At 37.1% G+C, this 22,009-nt stretch carries 26 protein-coding genes; 18 read left to right on the top strand and 8 right to left on the bottom strand.

What is annotated here, in order from left to right; translation table 11 throughout:
• Nucleotides 1-99 precede the first annotated feature (99 nt).
• Complete coding sequence (locus tag ML462_RS13295) at nt 100-327, top strand: hypothetical protein (protein ID WP_240714315.1); 228 nt, start codon at nt 100-102, stop codon at nt 325-327.
• Here the strand turns inward: ML462_RS13295 and ML462_RS13290 are convergent.
• Entirely contained in the window at nt 324-1,205 is an 882-nt protein-coding gene (locus ML462_RS13290; protein ID WP_240714314.1) for a DUF808 domain-containing protein, read from the bottom strand. The two genes, ML462_RS13295 and ML462_RS13290, sit on opposite strands and share 4 nt — an antisense overlap.
• Nucleotides 1,206-1,362: 157 nt before the next feature.
• Here ML462_RS13290 and ML462_RS13285 point away from each other — a divergent pair, with 157 nt between their 5' ends.
• Nucleotides 1,363-2,421 (top strand): NAD-dependent epimerase/dehydratase family protein, encoded by a 1,059-nt coding sequence (locus tag ML462_RS13285; RefSeq protein ID WP_240714313.1) that lies wholly within the window; start codon nt 1,363-1,365, stop codon nt 2,419-2,421.
• Nucleotides 2,422-2,432: 11 nt separating this feature from the next.
• Here the strand turns inward: ML462_RS13285 and ML462_RS13280 are convergent, their stop codons facing one another.
• Both ML462_RS13280 and ML462_RS13275 read right to left on the bottom strand, forming a co-directional pair.
• Nucleotides 2,433-2,897 carry a methyltransferase family protein gene (locus tag ML462_RS13280; RefSeq protein WP_240714312.1) on the bottom strand — a complete coding sequence of 155 codons (465 nt, stop codon included), beginning with the start codon at nt 2,895-2,897 and terminating at the stop codon, nt 2,433-2,435.
• A 168-nt stretch (nt 2,898-3,065) separates the two neighbouring features.
• Complete coding sequence (locus ML462_RS13275) at nt 3,066-4,148, bottom strand: leishmanolysin (protein WP_240714311.1); 1,083 nt, start codon at nt 4,146-4,148, stop codon at nt 3,066-3,068.
• Nucleotides 4,149-4,386: 238 nt separating this feature from the next.
• Between ML462_RS13275 and ML462_RS13270 the strand changes: the two genes are divergently transcribed.
• On the top strand, nt 4,387-5,148 hold the full coding sequence (locus tag ML462_RS13270; RefSeq protein WP_240714310.1) for a helix-turn-helix domain-containing protein: 762 nt from the start codon (nt 4,387-4,389) through the stop codon (nt 5,146-5,148).
• 91 nt (nt 5,149-5,239) lie between these two features.
• Nucleotides 5,240-6,679, top strand: a complete 1,440-nt coding sequence (locus tag ML462_RS13265; protein WP_240714309.1) for an exonuclease domain-containing protein — start codon at nt 5,240-5,242, stop codon at nt 6,677-6,679.
• Between the two features lie 53 nt (nt 6,680-6,732).
• Here ML462_RS13265 and ML462_RS13260 read toward each other — a convergent pair whose 3' ends face one another.
• Nucleotides 6,733-7,932 (bottom strand): NAD(P)/FAD-dependent oxidoreductase, encoded by a 1,200-nt coding sequence (locus ML462_RS13260; protein WP_240714308.1) that lies wholly within the window; start codon nt 7,930-7,932, stop codon nt 6,733-6,735.
• A 134-nt stretch (nt 7,933-8,066) separates the two neighbouring features.
• Between ML462_RS13260 and rlmF the strand changes: the two genes are divergently transcribed.
• On the top strand, nt 8,067-8,921 hold the full coding sequence (rlmF, locus tag ML462_RS13255) for a 23S rRNA (adenine(1618)-N(6))-methyltransferase RlmF (protein WP_240714307.1): 855 nt from the start codon (nt 8,067-8,069) through the stop codon (nt 8,919-8,921).
• A gap of 214 nt (nt 8,922-9,135) precedes the next feature.
• Nucleotides 9,136-9,726: an HD domain-containing protein gene (locus ML462_RS13250; RefSeq protein ID WP_240714306.1), complete on the top strand. Its 591-nt coding sequence runs from the start codon at nt 9,136-9,138 to the stop codon at nt 9,724-9,726.
• A 417-nt stretch (nt 9,727-10,143) separates the two neighbouring features.
• On the opposite strand, the gene ML462_RS13245 is transcribed toward ML462_RS13250, so the two are convergent.
• Complete coding sequence (locus tag ML462_RS13245) at nt 10,144-10,833, bottom strand: outer membrane beta-barrel protein (protein WP_240714305.1); 690 nt, start codon at nt 10,831-10,833, stop codon at nt 10,144-10,146.
• A 162-nt stretch (nt 10,834-10,995) separates the two neighbouring features.
• The gene (locus tag ML462_RS13240; RefSeq protein WP_240714304.1) at nt 10,996-11,310 is read right to left on the bottom strand and encodes a rhodanese-like domain-containing protein; all 315 of its coding nucleotides are present in this window, start codon (nt 11,308-11,310) and stop codon (nt 10,996-10,998) included.
• A 152-nt stretch (nt 11,311-11,462) separates the two neighbouring features.
• Between ML462_RS13240 and ML462_RS13235 the strand changes: the two genes are divergently transcribed.
• The 12 genes from ML462_RS13235 to ML462_RS13180 all read left to right on the top strand — a co-directional run bounded on the left by ML462_RS13235 (nt 11,463) and on the right by ML462_RS13180 (nt 20,399).
• Complete coding sequence (locus ML462_RS13235; RefSeq protein WP_240714303.1) at nt 11,463-11,912, top strand: MarR family winged helix-turn-helix transcriptional regulator; 450 nt, start codon at nt 11,463-11,465, stop codon at nt 11,910-11,912.
• Nucleotides 11,896-12,549, top strand: a complete 654-nt coding sequence (locus ML462_RS13230) for an NAD(P)H-dependent oxidoreductase (RefSeq protein WP_240714302.1) — start codon at nt 11,896-11,898, stop codon at nt 12,547-12,549. The genes ML462_RS13235 and ML462_RS13230 overlap by 17 nt, the downstream gene beginning before the upstream one ends.
• A 19-nt stretch (nt 12,550-12,568) precedes the next feature.
• Nucleotides 12,569-13,138 carry a YceI family protein gene (locus ML462_RS13225; RefSeq protein WP_240714301.1) on the top strand — a complete coding sequence of 190 codons (570 nt, stop codon included), beginning with the start codon at nt 12,569-12,571 and terminating at the stop codon, nt 13,136-13,138.
• 224 nt (nt 13,139-13,362) lie between these two features.
• Nucleotides 13,363-14,757, top strand: a complete 1,395-nt coding sequence (locus ML462_RS13220) for an anthranilate synthase component I family protein (protein WP_240714300.1) — start codon at nt 13,363-13,365, stop codon at nt 14,755-14,757.
• A 10-nt stretch (nt 14,758-14,767) separates the two neighbouring features.
• Nucleotides 14,768-15,391 (top strand): anthranilate synthase component II, encoded by a 624-nt coding sequence (locus ML462_RS13215; protein WP_240714299.1) that lies wholly within the window; start codon nt 14,768-14,770, stop codon nt 15,389-15,391.
• Between the two features lie 88 nt (nt 15,392-15,479).
• Nucleotides 15,480-16,475 carry an anthranilate phosphoribosyltransferase gene (gene trpD, locus ML462_RS13210; RefSeq protein ID WP_240714298.1) on the top strand — a complete coding sequence of 332 codons (996 nt, stop codon included), beginning with the start codon at nt 15,480-15,482 and terminating at the stop codon, nt 16,473-16,475.
• Nucleotides 16,476-17,264 (top strand): indole-3-glycerol phosphate synthase TrpC, encoded by a 789-nt coding sequence (trpC, locus tag ML462_RS13205; RefSeq protein WP_240714297.1) that lies wholly within the window; start codon nt 16,476-16,478, stop codon nt 17,262-17,264. It abuts the gene before it with no gap.
• Nucleotides 17,265-17,981, top strand: a complete 717-nt coding sequence (locus tag ML462_RS13200) for a phosphoribosylanthranilate isomerase (protein ID WP_479876078.1) — start codon at nt 17,265-17,267, stop codon at nt 17,979-17,981. It abuts the gene before it with no gap.
• A 1-nt stretch (nt 17,982) separates the two neighbouring features.
• Nucleotides 17,983-19,164: a tryptophan synthase subunit beta gene (gene trpB, locus ML462_RS13195; protein ID WP_240714296.1), complete on the top strand. Its 1,182-nt coding sequence runs from the start codon at nt 17,983-17,985 to the stop codon at nt 19,162-19,164.
• Between the two features lie 99 nt (nt 19,165-19,263).
• The gene (gene trpA / locus ML462_RS13190; protein ID WP_240714295.1) at nt 19,264-20,034 is read left to right on the top strand and encodes a tryptophan synthase subunit alpha; all 771 of its coding nucleotides are present in this window, start codon (nt 19,264-19,266) and stop codon (nt 20,032-20,034) included.
• Between the two features lie 71 nt (nt 20,035-20,105).
• On the top strand, nt 20,106-20,261 hold the full coding sequence (locus tag ML462_RS13185) for a hypothetical protein (RefSeq protein WP_240714294.1): 156 nt from the start codon (nt 20,106-20,108) through the stop codon (nt 20,259-20,261).
• 3 nt (nt 20,262-20,264) lie between these two features.
• Entirely contained in the window at nt 20,265-20,399 is a 135-nt protein-coding gene (locus ML462_RS13180) for a 30S ribosomal protein THX (protein WP_089666642.1), read from the top strand.
• A 1-nt stretch (nt 20,400) separates the two neighbouring features.
• Here the strand turns inward: ML462_RS13180 and ML462_RS13175 are convergent, their stop codons facing one another.
• Nucleotides 20,401-21,066, bottom strand: a complete 666-nt coding sequence (locus ML462_RS13175; protein WP_240714293.1) for a uracil-DNA glycosylase family protein — start codon at nt 21,064-21,066, stop codon at nt 20,401-20,403.
• A 109-nt stretch (nt 21,067-21,175) separates the two neighbouring features.
• Complete coding sequence (gene yaaA / locus ML462_RS13170; protein WP_240714292.1) at nt 21,176-21,937, bottom strand: peroxide stress protein YaaA; 762 nt, start codon at nt 21,935-21,937, stop codon at nt 21,176-21,178.
• Nucleotides 21,938-22,009: the final 72 nt, after the last annotated feature.

Raw genomic sequence — 22,009 nt, 5'->3', positions numbered from 1 at the left:
GGTTAGAAATCTCGATTCAATTTATGCAGTAGGATTAATGGACCACGAAGTGAGATTTGGCTTAATATTAAGCTCTGAAATTCCAGACACATAGGCCCCATGAAGGAAAGGAAAAGCATACAAAATGCGATCAATAATCTGTCCTGCCTCAGTTGTAAGCTCAATTCCGGTATGCAGACAAATGCAAAGTCACAGGAAAGTATAGCAGTTAGAATTCCTCAATTCAGAAAAAGGGAATATAGCGAAGGAGTTTCAGATAATCATAATTTCAATTTCAACAAGGTAGATGTGTTCCAGCTGAATATTGTGCTGAATTATAACATTTAGGATTTCTTAAAAATAGATTTCCAAAGCTTTTTTAAAAGGTTTACTATGGGAAGAGTAAGTGCTCCTACGATCAAGCCTACCAGAAATTCTCCCAGAATCGAAGGTATGCTGTGTACCAATTCATGAATAAAATGAATATTATGTACAAATATTCCTCCTGAAACCAACATCAGGGCAATAGTCCCAATAATTGATAGACCTTTGATCACCTTGGGTAATGCATTTATTAAAAATCTGCCAACCTTGTCTGAAAAGCTATCATCTCTCTCATTAAGATCTATGAGTCTTGCCCCGAATTCGTCCATTCTAACGATCAATGCTACAACCCCATAAACACCTACGGTTGCGACCACAGCAATTAGAGTGACTACAGGAATCTGTATATTTAGCGATTCATCGCTTACAGCACCCAGGGCAATGATGATGATCTCTACAGAAAGAATAAAATCGGTAATAATCGCCGATTTAATCTTTTCCTTCTCCCTCGCCAGCGCTTCCTCTTTAGTAAGTTTCTCCAATTTAGGTTTTTCATGAGGATTTGCATGAGGGAAAAAGTACTCGTAGATCTTCTCTGCGCCTTCATAGGCCAGATACAAACCTCCAATAATCAAAATGACCTTAATAGCTGTTGGTACAAAAGCACTTAAAAGGAAGGCAATGGGAAGAATTATTACTTTATTCAAGAAGGATCCCTTGGTTATTGCCCACAGAACGGGAATTTCTCTTGAAGACATAAACCCAGAAGCTTTCTCAGCATTTACCGCCAGGTCATCTCCTAAAAGTCCGGCAGTTTTTTTCCCGGCTACTTTTCCCATTGTTGCTACATCGTCCATCAATGCAGCGATATCATCCAAAAGAGCAAATATTCCTGATGCCATATTTTTTCGGTTAGTTTTAGAGCAGGGTAATTTCCATCTTTTTCAACTATTTTGAAACAATTAGCGTATTAAATCCTACACTAGCTGCAAAATAAATTGGAAAATTTTAAAAGAGATAAAAAAGGAGTACATTATTGAAATACGAAATTCTATAGATATGAAAAAAATAGATAAGAGCAAACCTGTTCTGGTAACCGGGGCAACAGGATATGTCGCAGGTTGGCTGGTAAAGAGATTACTTGAAGATGGTATAACTGTGCATGCAGCGATCAGAGATCCAGAAAAAGAACATAAAGTTCACCACCTTAATGGTATTGCCAGTAATTCTACCGGAAAGATCAAATATTTCAAATCAGATTTATTGGATGAAGGTTCCTATGCTGACGCTATGCGTGGCTGTGAACTTGTATTTCATACGGCATCGCCGTTTACTTCAGAATACGAAGATCCTCAAAAGGACCTCATCGAACCAGCAGTTAAAGGTACAGCAAATGTCCTGGAACAGGCGAATAAAACTCCCAGCGTTAAAAGAGTGGTTTTAACAAGTAGCTGTGCTGCGATCTATACCGATGCCATAGAAGTGAAAGAGACTCCGGAAGGAAAACTGACAGAAGATATCTGGAATACTACCGCTTCTCTAGACTACCAGCCATACTCTTATTCAAAAACACTGGCAGAGAAAAAAGCCTGGGAGATTCAGAAGGATCAGGATCAATGGGATCTGGTGACTATAAATCCATCATTGGTCATGGGCCCACCATTGAACCCCAACGCAACCACCTCAGAAAGTTTCAGCTTATTAAAGCAGCTCGGCGATGGTACTTTCAAAATGGGTGCTCCAAAACTAGGAATTGGACTGGTTGATGTTCGTGATGTGGCAGAAGCTCATTTCCAAGCCGGGTTTACATCTTCGGCTAAAGGCAGGTATATCACTTCAGGGCACAATACCAATTTTGTCGAACTTGGAGAAGCCCTGGAGCCTAAATATGGAGATTCTTACCCGGTCCCCACAAAGGCACTTCCAAAATGGATATTATTGCTCATAGGGCCGTATGTGAATAAGAATCTATCCCGGAAATTTATCAGGAATAATGTTAATGTGGAATGGAAGGCCGATAATTCCAAAATAAAAAATGATCTGAATATTGAATTCCGTCCAATACAGGAAACCATGGAAGACTCGTTCCAGGTTCTAATAGACAATAAGATTATTTAACCTCAATGACCTTATTTCTTTCGAAAAAAGACCGGGAAAAACCTCCCGGTTTTCTTTTGATAACTGGCATATTCAGGAAAACGACCTCTTAATTGCTTTTCCTCATATTTCGATTTCAAATTAAATAAGGCGTATAAAATGAATGTGATCAAAATTCTGAACAAGGAAGTTGTGAAAATTCCGTAAGCCAGAAAAGTTATAAGAATCCCGGAATAAATTGGATGCCTTATGTATTTATAAATTCCTGTTTTCACCAAACGGGAGTCTGATTTTGGAGTTGGAAACGGCGACAAGTTTCGGTTAAGTTGAAGCAGAGCTACCAAAAAAATAATGACCCCAAAAACAATAATAATTAGCGCCAAGACCTCAAGCCATGAAGGAATATTAAAATCTATGATCTCGACATCCAGAAAATAAATCAGGAAAAGCAAAAATTGTACACCCACGAAAAAATAATCTTTCCTGTTTAATTCCATGCTTTGAGAAATTTATTTGCCGCTGTCAAACTTGTTGAACAACATTTTCGTCGCTGATAATTTATCTAAAATAAAAAAGAGTCTGGTCTATTCATTACGTTGAGACCAAACTCTTTTAATTTTCTAAACCTGTTTTTACTGAAAACAGGATGGTACTAAACCATTGGTTTATTTAATTTTCACTACACCAATAGGTTCAAGTAGTTCTTCCATTGCTGCAATATTCAGACCTTCGGTTGGTTCTGAAAGGTTATCTGGATCAACACCTTCGGTTCCACGTGGTAGATCATATTGCTCACCAACATTGGCTGTTCCATAACCAAGATCTTCTAGAGACCCTGCAGTTATCCTACTAAGCGGATTATAGCCAAGATTTAGAAAACCTGTCATTAACTCATTATTTAGAGCAGATTCACGCCAGTGGCTTAGTCTTGTTCCCGGACCACCCATGTTTTCAATTGGTAATTCAAATTCACCTCCTTCGGCATTCCAGAAGACATTAGCCTGTTTTCCGCCATAATAAGGATCGCTTTCGGGTCCAAACCTTAATTGCCTGTCTATTCCTAATGGTGGAATATTAAGATTCCATAAAGTACCTATTCCTAAAACATGTCCCATTTCGTGTACAATTACTTCTTCGAAAAGATCGAACTCCTCTAAAGTTGCCAGGTCTGCAACATCAAATTGCATAACTCCGCTGATAGTGGTAAGCTCTGGGATTCTCACAAATCTGGGACCAGCAGAACCAAGAATATTACCCGGACCATCTATCGGAATCAGGACAACTTCTATGATTAGGTCATCAATTATACCCTCTTCTGCGGTTATAATAGGTGGAACACCACCAAATGCTGATGGAATTACCTCTCCAGAAACCGATGGCAAATCTTTAATTATACTGCGTTCCCACCTGGCAGCAGCTGCATCAAAAACCTCTCTTTGCCTATCTGTTGGTGGAACTAAATATCTTAAGGTGATATTAAACCTTCCACGATCTGGACCTGCAGCCTGGGTTGCACGCTTCGACAGATCATCTCCAGATTTTGCTTCTAACTGAATAAGATCCTTGGTAGGTTCAATTAAAGTAAAGTCTTTTACCTGGGAATTTTCTACCTGGTCAGAAACAGGTTGCACCTGGTCTTCGGAACATGAGAAAAAAATAAGTGAAAATAATGCCAAGGAAAGCATTGTAAATTGAGAGCCTTTTCTAAAAGGCATTCTAATTCCGTTTAAAGGAAATAAGTATTTCATATTATAAGAATTAATGGTTAATAATAGAGTATAGTTTGTCTATACTTTTCTAATGTAGAAATTTTACTACTAAATATTACAATAATTTGATTATCAATAGTATAAAAAAGGAATAAAAGCTTAAAATTTAACTATTGTTTGACCATAAAAATATATAACCTTAGAATTTTAATAAAAAATCATTATCGTGTTTAATTTTACACTAATAGAAATATATGAACATCATATTTGACACTTCATGTCTTTATTCGGAAATAATATTAGAAAAATACGTAGCGTAAAATCACTAAGTCAGCAATCTTTCGCTGAAATATTTGATTTGAAACGCGGGACTCTTGGCGCCTATGAAGAAGGTCGTAGCGAACCTAAAATTGATACTATCATCAGGATTTCTAATTATTTTAGTATCCCTATTGGAGATATTCTTACTAAGGAGTTAACGGTGAACCAATTAACAAGCTTTAAAGGAGATCCAGATACCACAAATCTTACAGGGAAAGAGGATACTTTTTCAAAAATACCCTGTATAGATCCCGAAAATTATGAGGATTATATTCAATATTGCGACAAACAAAATTATATACAAGATCTTCCGTCTATACAGATACCGGTAAATAATGAAAAAGATTTAAGAGCTTTCATAATAAATGACCTGGAAATGAGTAAAAATAGTGATGGCCTTTATCCAGAAGATGTGGTAATTGCAGAAAAGGTTTTGAATGATGGTTTCTCGAACATTAAGAGTTCTATTCTCTATCTAACTGTTACAAATGAAAATATCCTGGTAAGAAGATTATTTCCTAAGGGCGAAAGTCTTATTTTAAAAGCAGATCGTGAAGGGGTGCAGGACATAGAAATTGATATTTCTGAAATCAAAGAAATGTGGGAAGTGAAATATGTTTTCTATCATCGGCTGCCGAAAAATAAAAGCTCTGAAATAGATAAAAAACTTTTCTTTCTGGAGAAAGAAATTCAGAAATTAAGGACTTCTTTAGAATAATTAATTCTTGTGATCAATTAAAGTAGAATACCTTACATTGGATTTTTTCCTACACTTTGGATATTTTCCATTTTAGCCGTAATTTTCGGGCATGAAAGATGCCAAATTCGCGATTACTGATATTGAAACTACCGGTAGTGGTATAAAGGGTAACCGGATCACTGAAATATGTGTTATGGTAGTACAGAATGGATCAGTGGTAGATGAGTATACTACGCTCATTAATCCAGAGCAAACTGTTCCGCTTTATATTGAAAGCCTTACAGGCATCAATGATGAAATGGTTTGTAATGCTCCTCAATTTTCAGAAGTTGCCGACGAGATCGAAAAAATTACCCAGGATTGTATTTTTGTAGCTCATAATGTGAATTTTGATTACAACATCTTAAAATCAGAATTTTCCGATATTGGCAGAGATTTCAAAAGAAAAAGAATTTGTACCGTTCGCCTTACCAAAAAACTAATTCCAGGGTTATTTTCCTATAGCCTTGGAAATATTTGTACCAGTATAAATATTCCTCATTTCGACCGGCACCGTGCAGGTGGTGATTGCGAAGCAACAGTAACACTTTTTCAAAGGTGTGTTTCTCTGGACCCAGAATATGAAGTGATCACCGAATTCCTTAACCGGAAAACCGGGGCTTCCTATCTACCTCCCCACTTCAGAAATTCAGATTTTGAAAAAATGCCGAGAACTACAGGTATATATTTTTTCAAGGATAAGGACGGAATTCCTTTATATATTGGAAAAGCAAAAAATATTAAGACCCGCATAAAATCACATTTTCAGGAAAGATCCAACCGAAAGTATAAATTAATGCAGGCTACACATAGTATCGATTATGAACTTACCGGAAATGAATTGCTGGCCTTACTTCGGGAAGCAGAACAGATCCTGAAATATTATCCGAAATACAACAAAGCACAGAAACAGTACACAAAACCATATACACTCACTTCATACCATAACCAGAAGGGAATTGAGGTTTTTGCCCTTCACAAGAATAAAAAATCGCCCATTAGCTGGATGAAGTTTTACACCAGGGAAGAAGCCGTGAAATTCCTGGAAGAACTATGTTTAAAATTTAATCTTTGCCCAAAATATTGTGGATTACAAAGAGACCTGAAAGAATGTGCTCACTACAAGATCCAAGAGTGTAGTGGAATGTGTAAAGATGAAATATCGATAGAAGAATATAATCAAAGGGTAGCTAAGGCAGTGGAACATACTCAGGAATATGAAAGCTCATGTTTATTGATTGAAAAGGGACGAAAGAAGGGTGAAAAAGCATTTATTTATCTGAGTAAAGGCAGGTATGCAGGATACGGTTTTATTGGAGAATCTGAAGACCTCTCTCATCCTGAAGATTTCAGAAACTATCTAATTCCTCAAAACAACTCTGCCTATACCGATAGAATTGTAAGCAGATATTTAAGCACGAAAAAGAATATCAAAAGGATTGAATTAAATGAAATTTCAGAGGAAACCGAATATTACGAGCCTGAAGATCTTCTAGCCGGATTCAACTAATAAAAAAAGACCACCAGAAATTGATGGCCTTTTACATGATTAAAAACATATTATCATGGTAATTGTGATAATCCGTGTCTGGTTTTCCAAAGGAAATACTTTTCGAAGAGAACCTTGGAGAAGTCAAAGATCACATTAGGTATCATGACCGCAAATTTCCTTGGTTTGAATAATGTATTCGAGAGAATGATCACTTCTTTTTTACCTGCATCCATAACACAAATTCCAGGAATTTTACCCCAGGCTTTTTTCTTAAGTTCAGTCTCACCTTTAATAATTCTTGAAATGTTTTCAGCAACAATCTTTCCAGTCTCATCTGAAGGATAACCTGTCTTAGGCCCTGAAAATGGAACTTTCCCCGGTTTAAATGTTAACTTCACATCTACGGCAATCCCTGCTGCCCGAATATTTGGAATACTAACATGTCTATAATCATCGGTTACCGGAATATAGCCCGCCTGAGTTGCCTGGAGTTCAGGAGAATTCTTAACAAAATCAACACCAACGAAAGGTGGCATAAGCATGGTGAATTTACTTGGAAGTTCTTCACCGCTGCTAAGTATAACCTTATCCTCTAATACTTCTTCTACTCCAACTTCAGTTCGATAATGTATATTGAACATTTTCATAAAGGATTTTAGCATAGTTTCTCCTCCGGCTATGCCATCAATTCCGAAATGTCCGAGAAAGGTTTCCGGAGTGATCCAATAAAGATCTACTTTCTTTCTGATCTTTTGCTCTCTTAACCATTTTTCGATATTGAACAGGAATTCATATGCAGCACCCATACAACCTGCATTCTGGGTTGCGCCAATCACAATAGGGCCAGGATCCTTTTTAAATTCCTCCAGGGCTTTTCTTGTTTTCATTGCTCCATTAGGTGTACCTATATAATGAGCAAACTCCTTAACACCCGGCGCCACATCATATGCCACTTTGGGGCCGGTGGCTATTACCAGGTGATCATAGGAAACTTCACCTTTATTAGTTTTTACTACCTGAGCTTTTGTATCAACCTTAAGCGCTTCGGCCTGCATAAAATCAACACCTTTTTTATTGAGAATGGCATCTTTCTTAAAAGAGATATCCTTTATTTCACGTCTTCCGAAGGGTACCCAAATCAATGAGGGAATAAATAAAAATAAGGGTGATTTGTCTACCATCACTACCTGATGATCTTTTCCAGCTTTTCTTTTTAACTCTAAGGCTGCGGTCATTCCCGCAAAATTACCTCCAATTACCACGGTTTTCATGACTCTTAATTTTATACTATAAATTTATCCAAAGCATGGCTTTCCAGAAGTAACAATTATCACATTAAAGCATCTTTTTTGAATGATTAGGATTGCTTTAAAGGCTATATCTTTGAAAAAGAAAATTCACATGAATGCATTCTCAAAATATTCATAGAAAAGCTTACAATTTTAAATCATTAACAGAAGTTAATCCGGAACTGGTTCCATTCATTATTCAAAGAAAAAATGGAGAGAAAACCATAGATTTTGCCAATCCAGGAGCGATACTTCAATTGAATCGGGCTTTATTAAAGCTTCACTATCAGGTTGAAAACTGGGATATTCCTGAAAACTATCTTTGTCCTCCAATCCCTGGAAGAGCAGATTATATACACCATATTGCAGACCTCATATCTCATGAAAATGAAAAGGGTGATATATCCGGGCTTGATATTGGTACAGGGGCTAATTGCATATACCCAATTCTTGCCAATCGAATTTATGGCTGGAAAATGACCGGAACAGATATTGAAGAAACCTCGGTTATCGCCGCTCGAAAAAATGTTGTTGCTAACCAAAATTTGATCGATAAAATCAACATTCGATTTCAGGAAGATCGCGGAAGTATATTCAAGGGGATTATAGGCAAAGAGGAATATTTTAATTTCAGTATGTGTAATCCACCTTTTCATTCTTCAGAAAAGGAGGCAAAAAAAGCGGCAGAAAAGAAGATAAGAAATCTTGGAGTAAAAGAGGGAAACAAATTAAATTTTGGCGGACAGGCCAATGAATTATGGTGCAATGGAGGTGAAGCATTATTTATAAAAAGAATGATAAAAGAAAGTGTTCTTTTTAAAGAACAGGTTGGCTGGTTCACCAGTTTAGTTTCGAGGAAGGAAAATTTGGAAAAAATTTTTAAACAACTAATAAAGTTAAAAGCAGAGTACAAAACAATAGAAATGCATCAGGGAAACAAAAAATCCAGAATTATCGCCTGGAAATTTTAAAAGCTCTAATTGATAAAATCAACGGTTAATTTTACAGCTAAACGTAGTGTTTAGAAGGATTTTTAGAAAGAAAAATAACTCTTCGCTAATGTCAAAATACTTTTTTCATAAATCAGCCAATTAAAGTTGATTATTAAAAATTAGACATAATTGCGTTAAATTTCGTAAATAGTAATAGTTAAGAAGGAAGTAAAATTGACGAATTGACCTGAAAATGGAATTTAATCAGATTTTTGATAGTCTTTATTCGCGCCTGGAAAAGGAATTACCTTATTATTTATATTATCACAGCGCGAGCCATACAAGGTCTGTAATAGATCGTGCAATCTTCCTTGCTAAAGACCAGAACCTTTCTGAATATGAGATCAACCTGATCAAGGTCGCGGCCCTTTACCACGATGCTGGATTTTTAATAGGTCGGGAAGATCACGAAACTAAAAGTTGTAAGCTAGCGTCAAAAGAATTACCTGAATTTGGTTACTCTGAAGAAGAAATTTCCAAGATCTGCGGAATGATAAACGCTACCAGAATTCCTCAGAAAACCTTCAATAAGTATGATAAAATTGTCGCTGACGCAGATCTCTTTTATCTGGGTACAGAAGATTATGATCATTATTCCAATCTTCTTTATCGGGAATTACTTTATTCAAATCCTTCGATTGATCAAAAGAGATGGTTCGATATCCAGCTCGACTTTTTGAACACTCATAAGTTTCAAACCCCTTTTGGAATGAAAGTTTTAGAACCGGTTAAGCAAAAGAATAAAAAGAAACTAATTCTGGCCCAGGAAGAAAAAAACATTTAAAATCTTATTTTAAATTCAATCCATCTGCTTAAAGAATGATTCCAATTCTGAAATAAATATTAGGTAATTCAGCAATCTTTCGGCGAAACACTAAAAAGATAATAGGAAATTAAAAAAAATTGCTATAGCTTTAAAATTCAAAGTTTTGGTTATTGAGTAAGTATAGCATAGGTGAAAATTTTACCTTATTCTTTAACTAACCAACCAGGAAAAGGGATAACCAGTGTTATCCCTTTTCTATTTTTCAGGTTATATAGTCTTAATTTTCGAAATTTATAATTGTTCTAGGTTATCGCCACATGCCACATAACTCTTATGAATATTAGGCTCATATTATAATTTGGCGGGAATTATGAGGTAAAAAAAACGACTCCTCAATGGGAGTCGCAATACTATTTTACTTGAAATTTGATAGTGCTAGAAGTAACATCCTCCCTTTCGCCTTCCAGGATTCGCGGCACTATCGAATATCTTGAAGCTTATACTTAATAAGATCTGGTTTAATCTGGAGTCATCAAAATCTGCTGTATTTATTCCATATCCGTCACTTCCTCCATTTACAATGTTAATAATATATGGTTCTTTGGAAGCAAGTGTACGATCATACCTAAGATCCAGCTCGAATCGTCCAAAACTAGCCTTAATTCCTGCTTGAGCTGCGAGTGGAGTATTCTGCACAATAACTGGTTGATCTGGTTCATTACCTTCTAAGGTGGCATCCAGAATTTTTTGATATGCAGGTCCTGCATAAATGTCCAGAGGCCCCCAAACATTATATCCAAATAGCAATGGCACGCTAACTTTCTCTACAGCATAAATTGAAGGTCTGGTTGGGAAAGCAAATTCAGTTTCCATAGCACTGTATATAACTTCCGGCCGAATAAGGAATTTATTGAATCTTACTTCAAAAAAACCTCCTCCATGATATTTAAACTTAGAATCAGCCTCTACGGTACCTCCAAAATCGGTACCTCCACCTACTCTTCCCGTGATCTGGCCACCCATTACATAACTGGGACCACCTTTTATTCCAAAGCTAAATTCCTGAGCATTAGACACGGAAAAGCACAATAAGCCAATAAGTAATAAATAAAAAGCTTTATTCATAATCATAGTATAATTCGCGGACAATCGGGGTTAAATATATCAATTTAATAGACTAATCAAATAGTTCAGACTATGTTTTTTAACGTAAAAAAATCATCTTGAGTATAGGCACAATAAAAAAGCACCAATATTTGGTGCTTTTATTTCGGGTAAAATTATTAATTAGTCGGTCTTCTTCTCACCTTCCCACTCAGAAAATCCTCCTAAAAGATTATAAGTTTCACTGAATCCCATTTGATCAAGTAAAGTACAGGCCTGAGAACTTCTTTTACCAGATCTGCAATATATATAATAGTGTTTTGACTTGTCGAGTTTCTCTACCTCATTGATAAAACCCTGCCCTTTATAGATGTCTATATTCTTTGAGTTTGGAATATATCCTTCGTCTACTTCTTCTTCTGTACGGACATCCAGAATTACTGCATCTTTATCATTTTTAAGCTTATCCTGCCATTCTTCCTGATTTAATTCTTTCATATTGGTAACATTAAATTTATTGGTATGGTAAATATAAGTCCATTTTTTTTTTTGAAGCATCCATCAAAGAATGAGTACTAATTTTAACAGAAAATTAATTTTATCAACCTCAACTTGCTTTATATTTGTACATACAATTGTTGTAGATACAAATGAAAATAGAAGAATTACTTAAAACTAAAGAAATGCCGGAAGCCAAGAAGCTGGTATTGAACATCATTGTTACTGCGAATTACCTCAGTGAGAAGCTGGCTGAAATACTCAAACCTTTCGAAATAAGTAGTCAGCAATTCAATGTTTTAAGAATTCTTCGTGGTCAGAAAGGAAAACCTGCAAATCTTTCCACAATTCAGGAAAGAATGGTTACGAAAATGAGCAATACCACAAGACTCGTAGATAAATTAGTGGAAAAGAACCTTTGCGAAAGAATTGTTTGTCCATCCAACCGAAGAAAGGTTGAGATAAGAATAACTTTCAAAGGACTTGAACTTTTAAGAAAGTTGGATCCGCTGGTGGAAGATCACGAGCAAGGTATAGCCAGTAAAATAAATGAAAAAGAAATATTACTCCTAAACACTCAATTAAATGAACTTAGAAATTAAAGAAAAAAACACCTATATCGAAGATTTGAACTGGCGTTACGCTACTAAAAAATTCGATTCAGAAAGGGAAATTAGCCAGGAAGATCTAAACTCTTTACTTGAAAGTATTCAGTTATCTGCTTCTTCTTATGGCCTTCAGCCCTACCAGGTAATCGTAGTGAAAGACCAGGAAACAAGAGAAAAATTGAAAGCAGCTGCCTGGAATCAGACGCAAATCACAGATGCTTCTTATTTATTGGTATTTGCTAATTTGAAATCGGTAAATAAGGCCTATTTAGATTCCTACCTGGATAACATTGCAGATACAAGAGATTTGTCCAGGGAAAATTTAAAGGGAATGGAAGATATGATTACGAATACTACGCTTCAACTTTCTCCCGAACAACAAGAAATCTGGGCTGCTAAACAGGCTTATATTGCTTTGGGTAATTTATTATCTGCAGCGGCTAGTATAAAGATCGACACTTGTCCTATGGAAGGTTTTGATGCGCAAAAATTCGATGAAATCCTTGGACTTGAAGAGAAAAATCTTACTACTGCAGTTATAGCACCAGTAGGATATAGAAGTGAAGAGGATCATTATCAGCACTTAACCAAAGTAAGAAAATCAAAATCGGAATTAATAGAAATAATTTAACAAACAAAAATCAATAATTATGAAAACTGGAATTTTAAAAGGCGGAATTGCCGCAGTAATAGTATTGACTACTCTTGCATTCACCAATACAAAAAAAGAGGTGGACGTTGAAGCCAGTACTGTAAAATGGACTGGTGAAAAAGTAACCGGATCACATAATGGTACTATAGATCTGGAGAGCGGATACTTCATGATGGAAGATGATAAGATTGTTGGCGGGGAATTCGTAATGGACATGAGTACAATTGCAGTTACAGACCTTACCGGCGAAAACAAAGGAAAGCTGGAGGGACACCTAAAATCGGAAGATTTCTTCGGAGTTGAAAAGCACCCAACCGCTAAACTGGTAATTACCAGTGCAGCTGAAAAAGGAAACGGTAAATATGGTATCGTTGGAGACCTTACCATCAAAAATGAAACTCATCCAATTACCTTCGACCTGGAAATGAATGGTAATTCTGCATCTACAGAACTAACAATAGACCGTTCAAAATATAACGTGAGATATGGTTCAGGAAGTTTCTTTGACAATCTAGGAGACAAGACCATTTATGACAACTTTGAACTTGCAGTAAACCTCAAATTCTAGCATGTTAGATCCCGGATAATTAATTCCGGGATTTATTTTTGGAAAAATATTTGTTTAGAAAAATTTCATCTTTATATTTGAAGTCATGTTTTTAATGAAAAGAAATAACTGGTGGTGGAATTACTTACGTCAAAATTCGTGAGCTAAACTGCTATTTCCAATATAGAAATTACCAAGGCTTGTCTCACGACAGGCCTTTTTTTATTGCTTAAAATCAACATTTCATGTTTGAATTAAATACAAAATACAAGAAGATCCTTGCCGATACTATAACTCCGGTGAGTATCTACCTTAAATTAAGAGATAGATATCCCAATAGTTTACTTTTGGAAAGTAGCGATTATCATGCTAGTGATAATAGTTTTTCATATATCTGCTGTAATCCTATTGCCAGTTTCAAACTGGAAAATGAAGTGATCACTACCACATTCCCTAACGGTAGTTCCAAAACTTTGAATATTGATGAGTTTGTTTCTGTACCAGAGCAAATTCAGACGTTTTCCAAAGCTTTTAAAGCAGATTCTTCCGAATTCAAGTTCATTAATAATGGACTTTTTGGTTATATCGCCTACGACTCGGTACGATACTTTGAAAATGTTGAAATTAAAAGAAAACAAGAGGATTTACAGATCCCTGATATATATTACGCAGTTTATCAAAATATCATTGCCATTAATCACTTCAAAAATGAGGCATATATTTTTGATCACTCCTACAATTCTGAGGATAATCTGGATGAAATTGAGCAATTATTAAGAGTAAAGAATTTTGCCTCTTACAATTTCAGCAGAAGTGAAGATCCGGTTTCTAATTTAAGCGATGAGGAGTACAAATCCATGGTAAAATCAGCTAAAGACCATTGCCACAGAGGTGATGTATTTCAGCTAGTCCTCTCTAGAAGGTTCTCGCAAAAATTCAAGGGTGATGAATTTAATGTTTATCGTGCACTTCGAAATGTGAACCCCTCCCCTTACCTGTTCTATTTCGATTATGGGAATTTTAAAATTTTTGGTAGTTCCCCTGAAGCGCAATTGGTAGTTAATAAAGGAAGGGCAGAAATTCATCCCATTGCCGGTACATTTAAAAGGACCGGAAATGATCAAGAAGATGCTGAGATCGCGAAGAAACTTGCCGCAGATGAAAAAGAGAATTCTGAACATGTAATGTTGGTAGATCTTGCCCGGAATGATCTTAGCCGTAACGGGAGCGAGGTAAAGGTAGAAACTTACCGCGAAATTCAGTTTTTCTCTCATGTGATCCACCTGGTAAGCAAGGTTACCGGTAAGATTTCCAGTGATGTAGCGACACCTCAGATCGTGGCCGACACTTTTCCGGCAGGAACCCTAAGCGGGGCGCCAAAACCAATGGCTTTAAAACTGATCGAAAAGTTCGAAAACGTGAATAGGAGTGCCTACGGTGGAGCAATTGGATTTATGGATTTTGAGGGAAATTTTAACCATGCGATCATCATTAGGTCATTTGTAAGCAAGAATCATGAATTACACTACCAGGCTGGAGCAGGTATAGTTTCAGAATCAAAACCTGAAAATGAATTACAGGAAGTTTATAATAAACTGGGAGCTTTAACCAAAGCCCTTGAAATTGCTGAAGAAATTTAGAATGAAAAAGATGAAGAAAATACTGGTAATAGACAATTACGATTCTTTCGTGTATAATCTGGTGCATTACCTGGAAGAACTGGATTGCGAAGTGGTAGTAAGGCGTAATGATCAACTACACATTGACGATGTTGAAGAGTATGATAAAATTTTACTTTCCCCAGGTCCCGGAATTCCAGATGAAGCCGGCCTCTTAAAACCCATTATTAAAAAATATGCCGCTACTAAAAGCATCCTGGGAGTTTGCCTGGGAATGCAGGCAATAGGGGAAGTTTTTGGCGGAAAATTACTTAACCTCGATGAGGTATATCACGGCGTTGCCACTAAAATTGAACTTTTTGTTGATGATGAATATATCTTTAACGGTCTGGAAAAGGAATTACAGGTGGGCAGATATCACTCCTGGGTAGTAAAAAAAGACCTTCCTCCAATGCTACAGGCAACCAGCTATGATGAAAAGGGAGAGATAATGTCCCTAAGACACACAGAATTTGATGTACGCGGAGTCCAGTTTCATCCTGAATCTGTACTAACTCCTGAAGGAAAGAAAATGATCAAAAACTGGGCGCACGGGCCAGATTTAGATAATAGGCAAAAAGTAGAAGTATCAAAATCTGAGAAACCATCACATTAGTTCAACACAGCGTCAAGCTGAACTTGTTTCAGCTTCTCAAAAGCCCTGAAACAAGTTCAGGATGACAGATCAGAAGAAATTATAAATAATGAAAGAACTTTTAAACAGGCTAATTAGCCACGAAACCATCAGCACAGAAGAGGCTAAACAGGTTATTTTCAATATTTCTGAAGGAAAATATAACGAAACCCAGATCGCTGCTTTTCTAACCGTTTATATGATGAGAAGTATCACCATCGAAGAGCTGGAAGGTTTTCGGGATGCTTTACTCGAATTATGCATAAAGGTTGATCTTTCAGGATATGAAGCTGTAGATCTTTGCGGTTCAGGTGGTGATGGAAAAGATACTTTTAATATTTCAACAACCTCATCTTTTGTAACTGCTGGAGCCGGAGTAAAAGTGGCCAAGCATGGGAATTACGGTGTGTCATCGGTTAGCGGAAGCTCGAACGTGATGGAATATCTTGGAATCAAATTCAGCAATGATGCAGGTTTTCTTGAAAAATGTATTGATGAGGCTAATATTTGCATTCTGCATGCTCCCTTATTTCACCCAGCTATGAAAAATGTTGCTCCCGTTAGAAAGAGTCTTGCGGTTAAAACTTTTTTCAATATGCTTGGACCAATGGTGAATCCGGCGTTTCCGAAGAACCAACTGGTAGGTGTTTTCAGTCTTGAACTGGCACGTATGTACGCCTATTTATATCAGAATACTAATAAAAATTATACCATCCTGCATGCCCTTGATGGTTATGATGAAATTTCCCTTACTGGAGAAACTAAAAGCATCAGTAATAATTCTGAAAGAGTATTAAAAGCGACTGATTTTGGAGTTTCAGAGTTAAAACAGGCTGAAATTGCCGGTGGTGGTTCCATCGAAAGTTCCGCAGAAATCCTTACCAATATTTTAAAAGGCAAGGGAACACAAGCTCAAAACAATGTAGTTTGTGCCAATGCTGGTATGGCTATTGCAACTTCAAGAAGCCTGAGTCCACAGGACGGTTTTGCTGCTGCCAGAGAATCTCTTGAATCTGGCAAAGCATTTGAAAGTTTTAAAAAATTACAGGAATTAAGTCAGATATAAATGAATATCCTTGATAAGATCATAGCAGATAAATTTAAAGAGGTTGAACTAAAGAAATCTCTAATCCCGGTTTCTCAACTGGAGAATTCCGTTCTATTCGACAGAAAATGCTTTTCTCTAGCCGAAAATTTAAAATCCGGATCAGGAATTATCGCTGAGCATAAACGAAGGTCCCCTTCAAAATCTGTGATCAACCAAAGCCTGAATGTTCAGGATGTTGTAACAGGATATGAATCGGCAGATGCTTCGGGGATTTCAGTTTTAACTGACGGAAAGTATTTTGGAGGTTCCCTGGAAGACTTGCTTTATGCCAGAGCTTCAGTTAATATCCCTATCTTGAGGAAGGAATTTATGATCGATGATTACCAGGTCAAGGAAGCAAAAGCCTACGGTGCCGATGCGATCCTTTTGATTGCCGCGGTTCTTTCCGAAAAGCAGTTGATACACCTTGCAGATTCCGCAAAAGATCTGGGAATGGATGTCCTTCTCGAAATCCATAATAAAGAAGAACTACAGAAATCATTGAAGGTGAATGCAGATATGATCGGCGTTAATAACAGAAACCTGAAGACTTTCGAGGTTAGTATCGAGAATTCAAAAGAACTGGCAGAATTGATTCCAAATGAAATTGTGAAAGTTTCCGAAAGTGGAATCAGCAATACACAAGCCATTGCAGATCTTAAAAATTACGGCTACCAGGGTTTTCTCATTGGTGAAAATTTCATGAAAACCGATGATCCGGGAGCTGCAGCAAAAGAATTTATTAAAGAACTAAAATCTATTGCGTAAATGATGGATCAAAAGAACATGAAAGAAAAATCCCTGATTACTCCGGCATCGGGACAAAGTTCAGGATTGAGTCTTAAAATTTGTGGAATGAAACAAACCGGAAATATTATTCAGATTGCCGAATTGCAGCCGGATTATTTAGGCTTTATTTTCTATAGCAAATCACCGAGATATTTTGAGGGGGAACTCCCTGAGATTTCTCCGGAAATCAAAAAAGCAGGTGTTTTTGTAAATTCCGAAATTGAAGAAATTAAGGAGAAGGTTATAAATTACAGGTTGAATGCCGTCCAGCTACACGGAGATGAATCTGGAGGATTTGCCATTGATCTGAAAAAGAAACTTCAGAAACTGGGAAACACCCCAGAAATTATAAAAGTATTTTCTGTGGGTGATGATTTCGATTTTCAGGAAATTAAACCATTTGAAGGAATCGTAGATTATTTTCTGTTTGATACAAAAGGTAAACATCGTGGCGGAAACGGAACTGAATTCGACTGGAAGATCCTGAAAAATTATCCTTCGAATACCCCATTTTTCTTAAGCGGTGGTATAGGGCCGGAACATGGGAAGGCAATTGCTGAATTAAAAAGTCATTTTTACAGAAAAGGAAAACCAGATCTTCTTTATGCTGTAGATGTGAATAGTAAGTTCGAATTGAAACCAGGATTAAAAAAATTAAAGGAATTGAAAGATTTCAAAACTCAGATAAATTCATAGAATGAGCTATCAGGTTAACGAAAAAGGATATTATGGAGAGTTCGGTGGGGCTTACATTCCCGAAATGCTCTACCCAAATGTAGAAGAATTGCGTTCTCGCTATTTAGACATCATGAAAGAAGAGTCCTTTCAGAAGGAATTCAAGGAACTTCTTAAAGAATATGTAGGACGCCCTACTCCACTCTATTATGCAAAACGCTTTAGCGAGAAATACAGAACGAAGGTTTACCTGAAAAGGGAGGATCTTTGTCATACCGGTGCACACAAGGTGAATAATACCATCGGGCAGATCCTTATGGCTCAGAAGCTTGGTAAAAAACGGATCATCGCCGAAACCGGTGCGGGCCAGCATGGAGTTGCTACGGCAACTGTTTGTGCATTGATGGGCATGGAATGCATCGTTTATATGGGAGAGATCGATATTGAACGACAGGCGCCTAATGTTGCCCGTATGAAAATGCTTGGAGCGAGAGTAGTTCCTGCAAAATCTGGAAGTAAGACACTAAAAGATGCAACCAACGAAGCCATTCGTGACTGGATCAATAATCCGGTGGATACGCATTATATCATTGGTTCTGTGGTGGGACCTCATCCTTACCCAGATATGGTGGCGAGATTTCAGGCGGTGATCTCTGAAGAGATCAAAAACCAGTTAACCGAAAAAGAAGGAAAAGAAGACCCAGATTTTATAGTGGCCTGTGTTGGCGGCGGAAGCAATGCTGCCGGGGCTTATTATCATTACCTGGACAATCCGGAAGTTGGAATTATCGCCGTGGAAGCTGCCGGAAAAGGAATTGATTCTGGAGAAAGTGCTGCCACTTCAGCACTTGGAAAAGCAGGAATTATTCATGGAAGTAAAACTTTGCTGATGCAAACCGGCGACGGACAAATAACAGAGCCCTATTCTATTTCCGCCGGGCTCGATTATCCCGGAGTTGGCCCGATGCATGCAAATCTTTTTACCAGCGGTAGAGGAGAATTCATTAGTGTTACCGATGAAGATGCCATGAAAGCTGGTCTGGAATTGGCAAAACTGGAAGGAATTATTCCAGCAATTGAAACCTCACATGCCCTGGCAATTTTCGAAACGAGGAAATTCAAGGAAGATGATATTGTAGTGGTAAACCTTTCTGGACGCGGGGATAAAGACCTGAATACGTATATCGAATATTTTAATTTATAATTTACAGTCATTGCGAGCTATGAAATAGCGAAGCAATCTCAAGTTTATATAAAAAGATTGCTTCGGGCTTCGCCCTCGCAATGACTGAAAAAAGAAAATATGAACAGAATTAATAAAAAACTGCAGGAAGACCATAAACTGCTTTCCATATATTTCACTGCCGGTTACCCGGATTTTGAGGATACTGTAAAGATTATCGTAGACCTGGAAAAAAGTGGAGTCGATTTTATTGAAATCGGGCTTCCTTTTAGTGATCCTTTAGCTGACGGTCCAACCATCCAGGAAAGTTCTACCAAGGCCTTAAAGAATGGGATGACCACATCAAAGTTGTTCCAGCAATTAAAAGGTATCAGAGATAAAGTGGAAATACCTTTGATCATTATGGGTTATTTTAACCCGATGCTGCAATACGGTGTCGAGAAATTCTGCCAGGAATGCCAGGAAATTGGGATTGACGGACTTATAATCCCAGATCTTCCGGTTGATGTTTATCATGAAGAATATAAAGAACTGTTTGAGAAATATGGATTGAGAAATATATTTCTTATCACTCCGCAAACTTCAGAAGAAAGGATAAAATATATCGATTCAGTTTCAGACGGATTTATTTATATGGTAAGTAGCGCGAGTGTTACCGGCTCTACCAGTGGTTTTGGTGAGGAGACAAAGTCTTATTTTAAAAGGATCAGTGATCTTCAGCTTAAAAATCCTCAGATCGTAGGTTTTGGAATAAAAGATAAAGAAACTTTTAACCAGGCTACGCAATATGCCAAGGGAGCCATCATAGGAAGTGCTTTTATTAAACATCTGAATGAGCATGGAAGCTCAAAAATCGCTTCTTTTGTTGAAAATGTTAAAGCTTTAACCTAATTGTAACAGGCTTTTAGCAGCTTTTCATCCTTCTTCTGCCTATCTTAGAATAAATCATAAAATTTAAAGTTATGGGAGGACCAATTGAAGATAAGCACAAAGGAAAAAAAGATCGTAGAAAAAGTGAAGACGATCCGCTAACTGGCGGATTGGGAGATCGCAAGAAACAAACGAACAAGGTTGATATCGATGAAAAAACTATCAAGGATCAGCAAAACAAAAAATAATTAATGGGAAAAGGCGATAAAAAGACTAAAAGAGGAAAAATTGCCATTGGCACTAGTGGAAAATTGAGGCCGAAAAGGAAAAAATTCAAGATTAAGCCAACCACTTTAGCCGATCAGGATAAAAAAGAATTGCAATAAACTAGAAGAATTCCCGATATTGAAGAACCCTGAAATCAAGAGTATTGAATTCAGGGTTTTTCTTTTTTAGTTCTTTATAAAAAGGATTGCTACCCACTGCAATATTCGCCGCACCTGACGGAGCTATTAAAGAAACCGTGTTGATCAGTCTGCCATCCAGTACAAATTGATGAATCTTTGGCGATTTATTTGAAATAATCTTCATTTTGATATCCGGATGATTCTCTTTTAAATATCGCCTAAAGAAAAATTCGGGTCCATTTTTAGAATTTCCACCTGTAAATAACAAAGTCTTAATCTTAGAATTTTTACGAAGAATAGCAACCATATCGCGTAATTCTACTTTCTGCATTCCCAGATCTGAAGCATCGATCTTTTCTCTCCTGCTACTTTCAACAACGTCACAAATTCCAATTCCTCTTTCTACCAAAAATTCCTTCCGTTGCTGAATAGCTTCCTGGGTATTCTCAAATTTTAAATCAAGGTCAAAAATTCTATTCAAAATAATCCATAATTGCCCATCCCGACTTCCATAACAAAAGTCCACATCATCATCCTTAAATTTTCCCTGTGTGAACCGCGGTGGCGGCAATGTGCCCACAATTAACTTCGTGGCTGTTTCAGGGATGAATGGTGGATAGGGATGTTTATGGTGAAAGAGTTTCAAATAAATCTAATTTTGATTTAATTAATGTCATCCTGAACTAGTTTCAGGATCTCTGAGAAGCTGACCTCTCGACTCCGCTCGAGGTAATAACTCAATATGACGATAATTTTTATCTTATAAACGTGGGTTCGTTCTCATTCTCCGTATGCTCCTCACTATAACGATAATCATCATAATCGAAGCCTTTTAAATCATCAAGGGTCTGGCAATCGTTATCGATAATATACCGCGCCATGGAACCACGCGCTTTTTTAGCGAAGAAGCTGATGATCTTCAACTTCCCGTTTTTGAAATCCTTAAAAACAGGAGAAATGACCTCAGCCTTCAATTTTTTTGTATTTACAGCCTTGAAATATTCGTTACTTGCAAGATTTACGAAGAGCTCACCTTCTTGAAGTTCATTATTCAGGTAATCTGTCACTTTCTTCTGCCATACCTCATAAAGGTTATTTTTTCTCTCGATGCCAATGGAAGTACCCATTTCAAGTCGGTAGGGTTGAATAAGATCTAAGGGACGAAGTATCCCGTACATCCCGGAAAGTATCCTCAAAGTATCCTGGATCTTATCCAATTTATCAGTAGGAATAGAATAGGCGTCAAGCCCGGTATAAACATCCCCATTGAAAGCATACATCGCAGGTCTGGAATTCTTCTTATCATGATCTTCCTCGAATTCCTGGTAGCGAGTATAATTGAGATCGGCCAGCTTATCGCTGATGCTCATCAATTCTGAGATCTTCTTTTTGCTTTGCCTGGAAAGTTTTCGGTTCAGCTTGGTAGCTGTTTCCAGAAATTCGGGTTGAGTCCCTCTTAAAGTTGGTAATTTTGATTCATAATCCAGCGTTTTCGCCGGCGAAACAACAATTTTCATTTCTTTTTCGGTTAATTTTCTACCAAAGATAAGTTATCATCTCAAAAACCGAAAAATCCCTGAAATTAGTTT

The sequence above is a fragment of the Christiangramia lutea genome (genome assembly GCF_022489035.1).
GTDB classification, from domain to species: Bacteria; Bacteroidota; Bacteroidia; order Flavobacteriales; family Flavobacteriaceae; genus Christiangramia; species Christiangramia lutea.
Note: the sequence above shows the minus strand (reverse complement) of the source record. Positions and strands in the feature narration are given on the sequence as shown.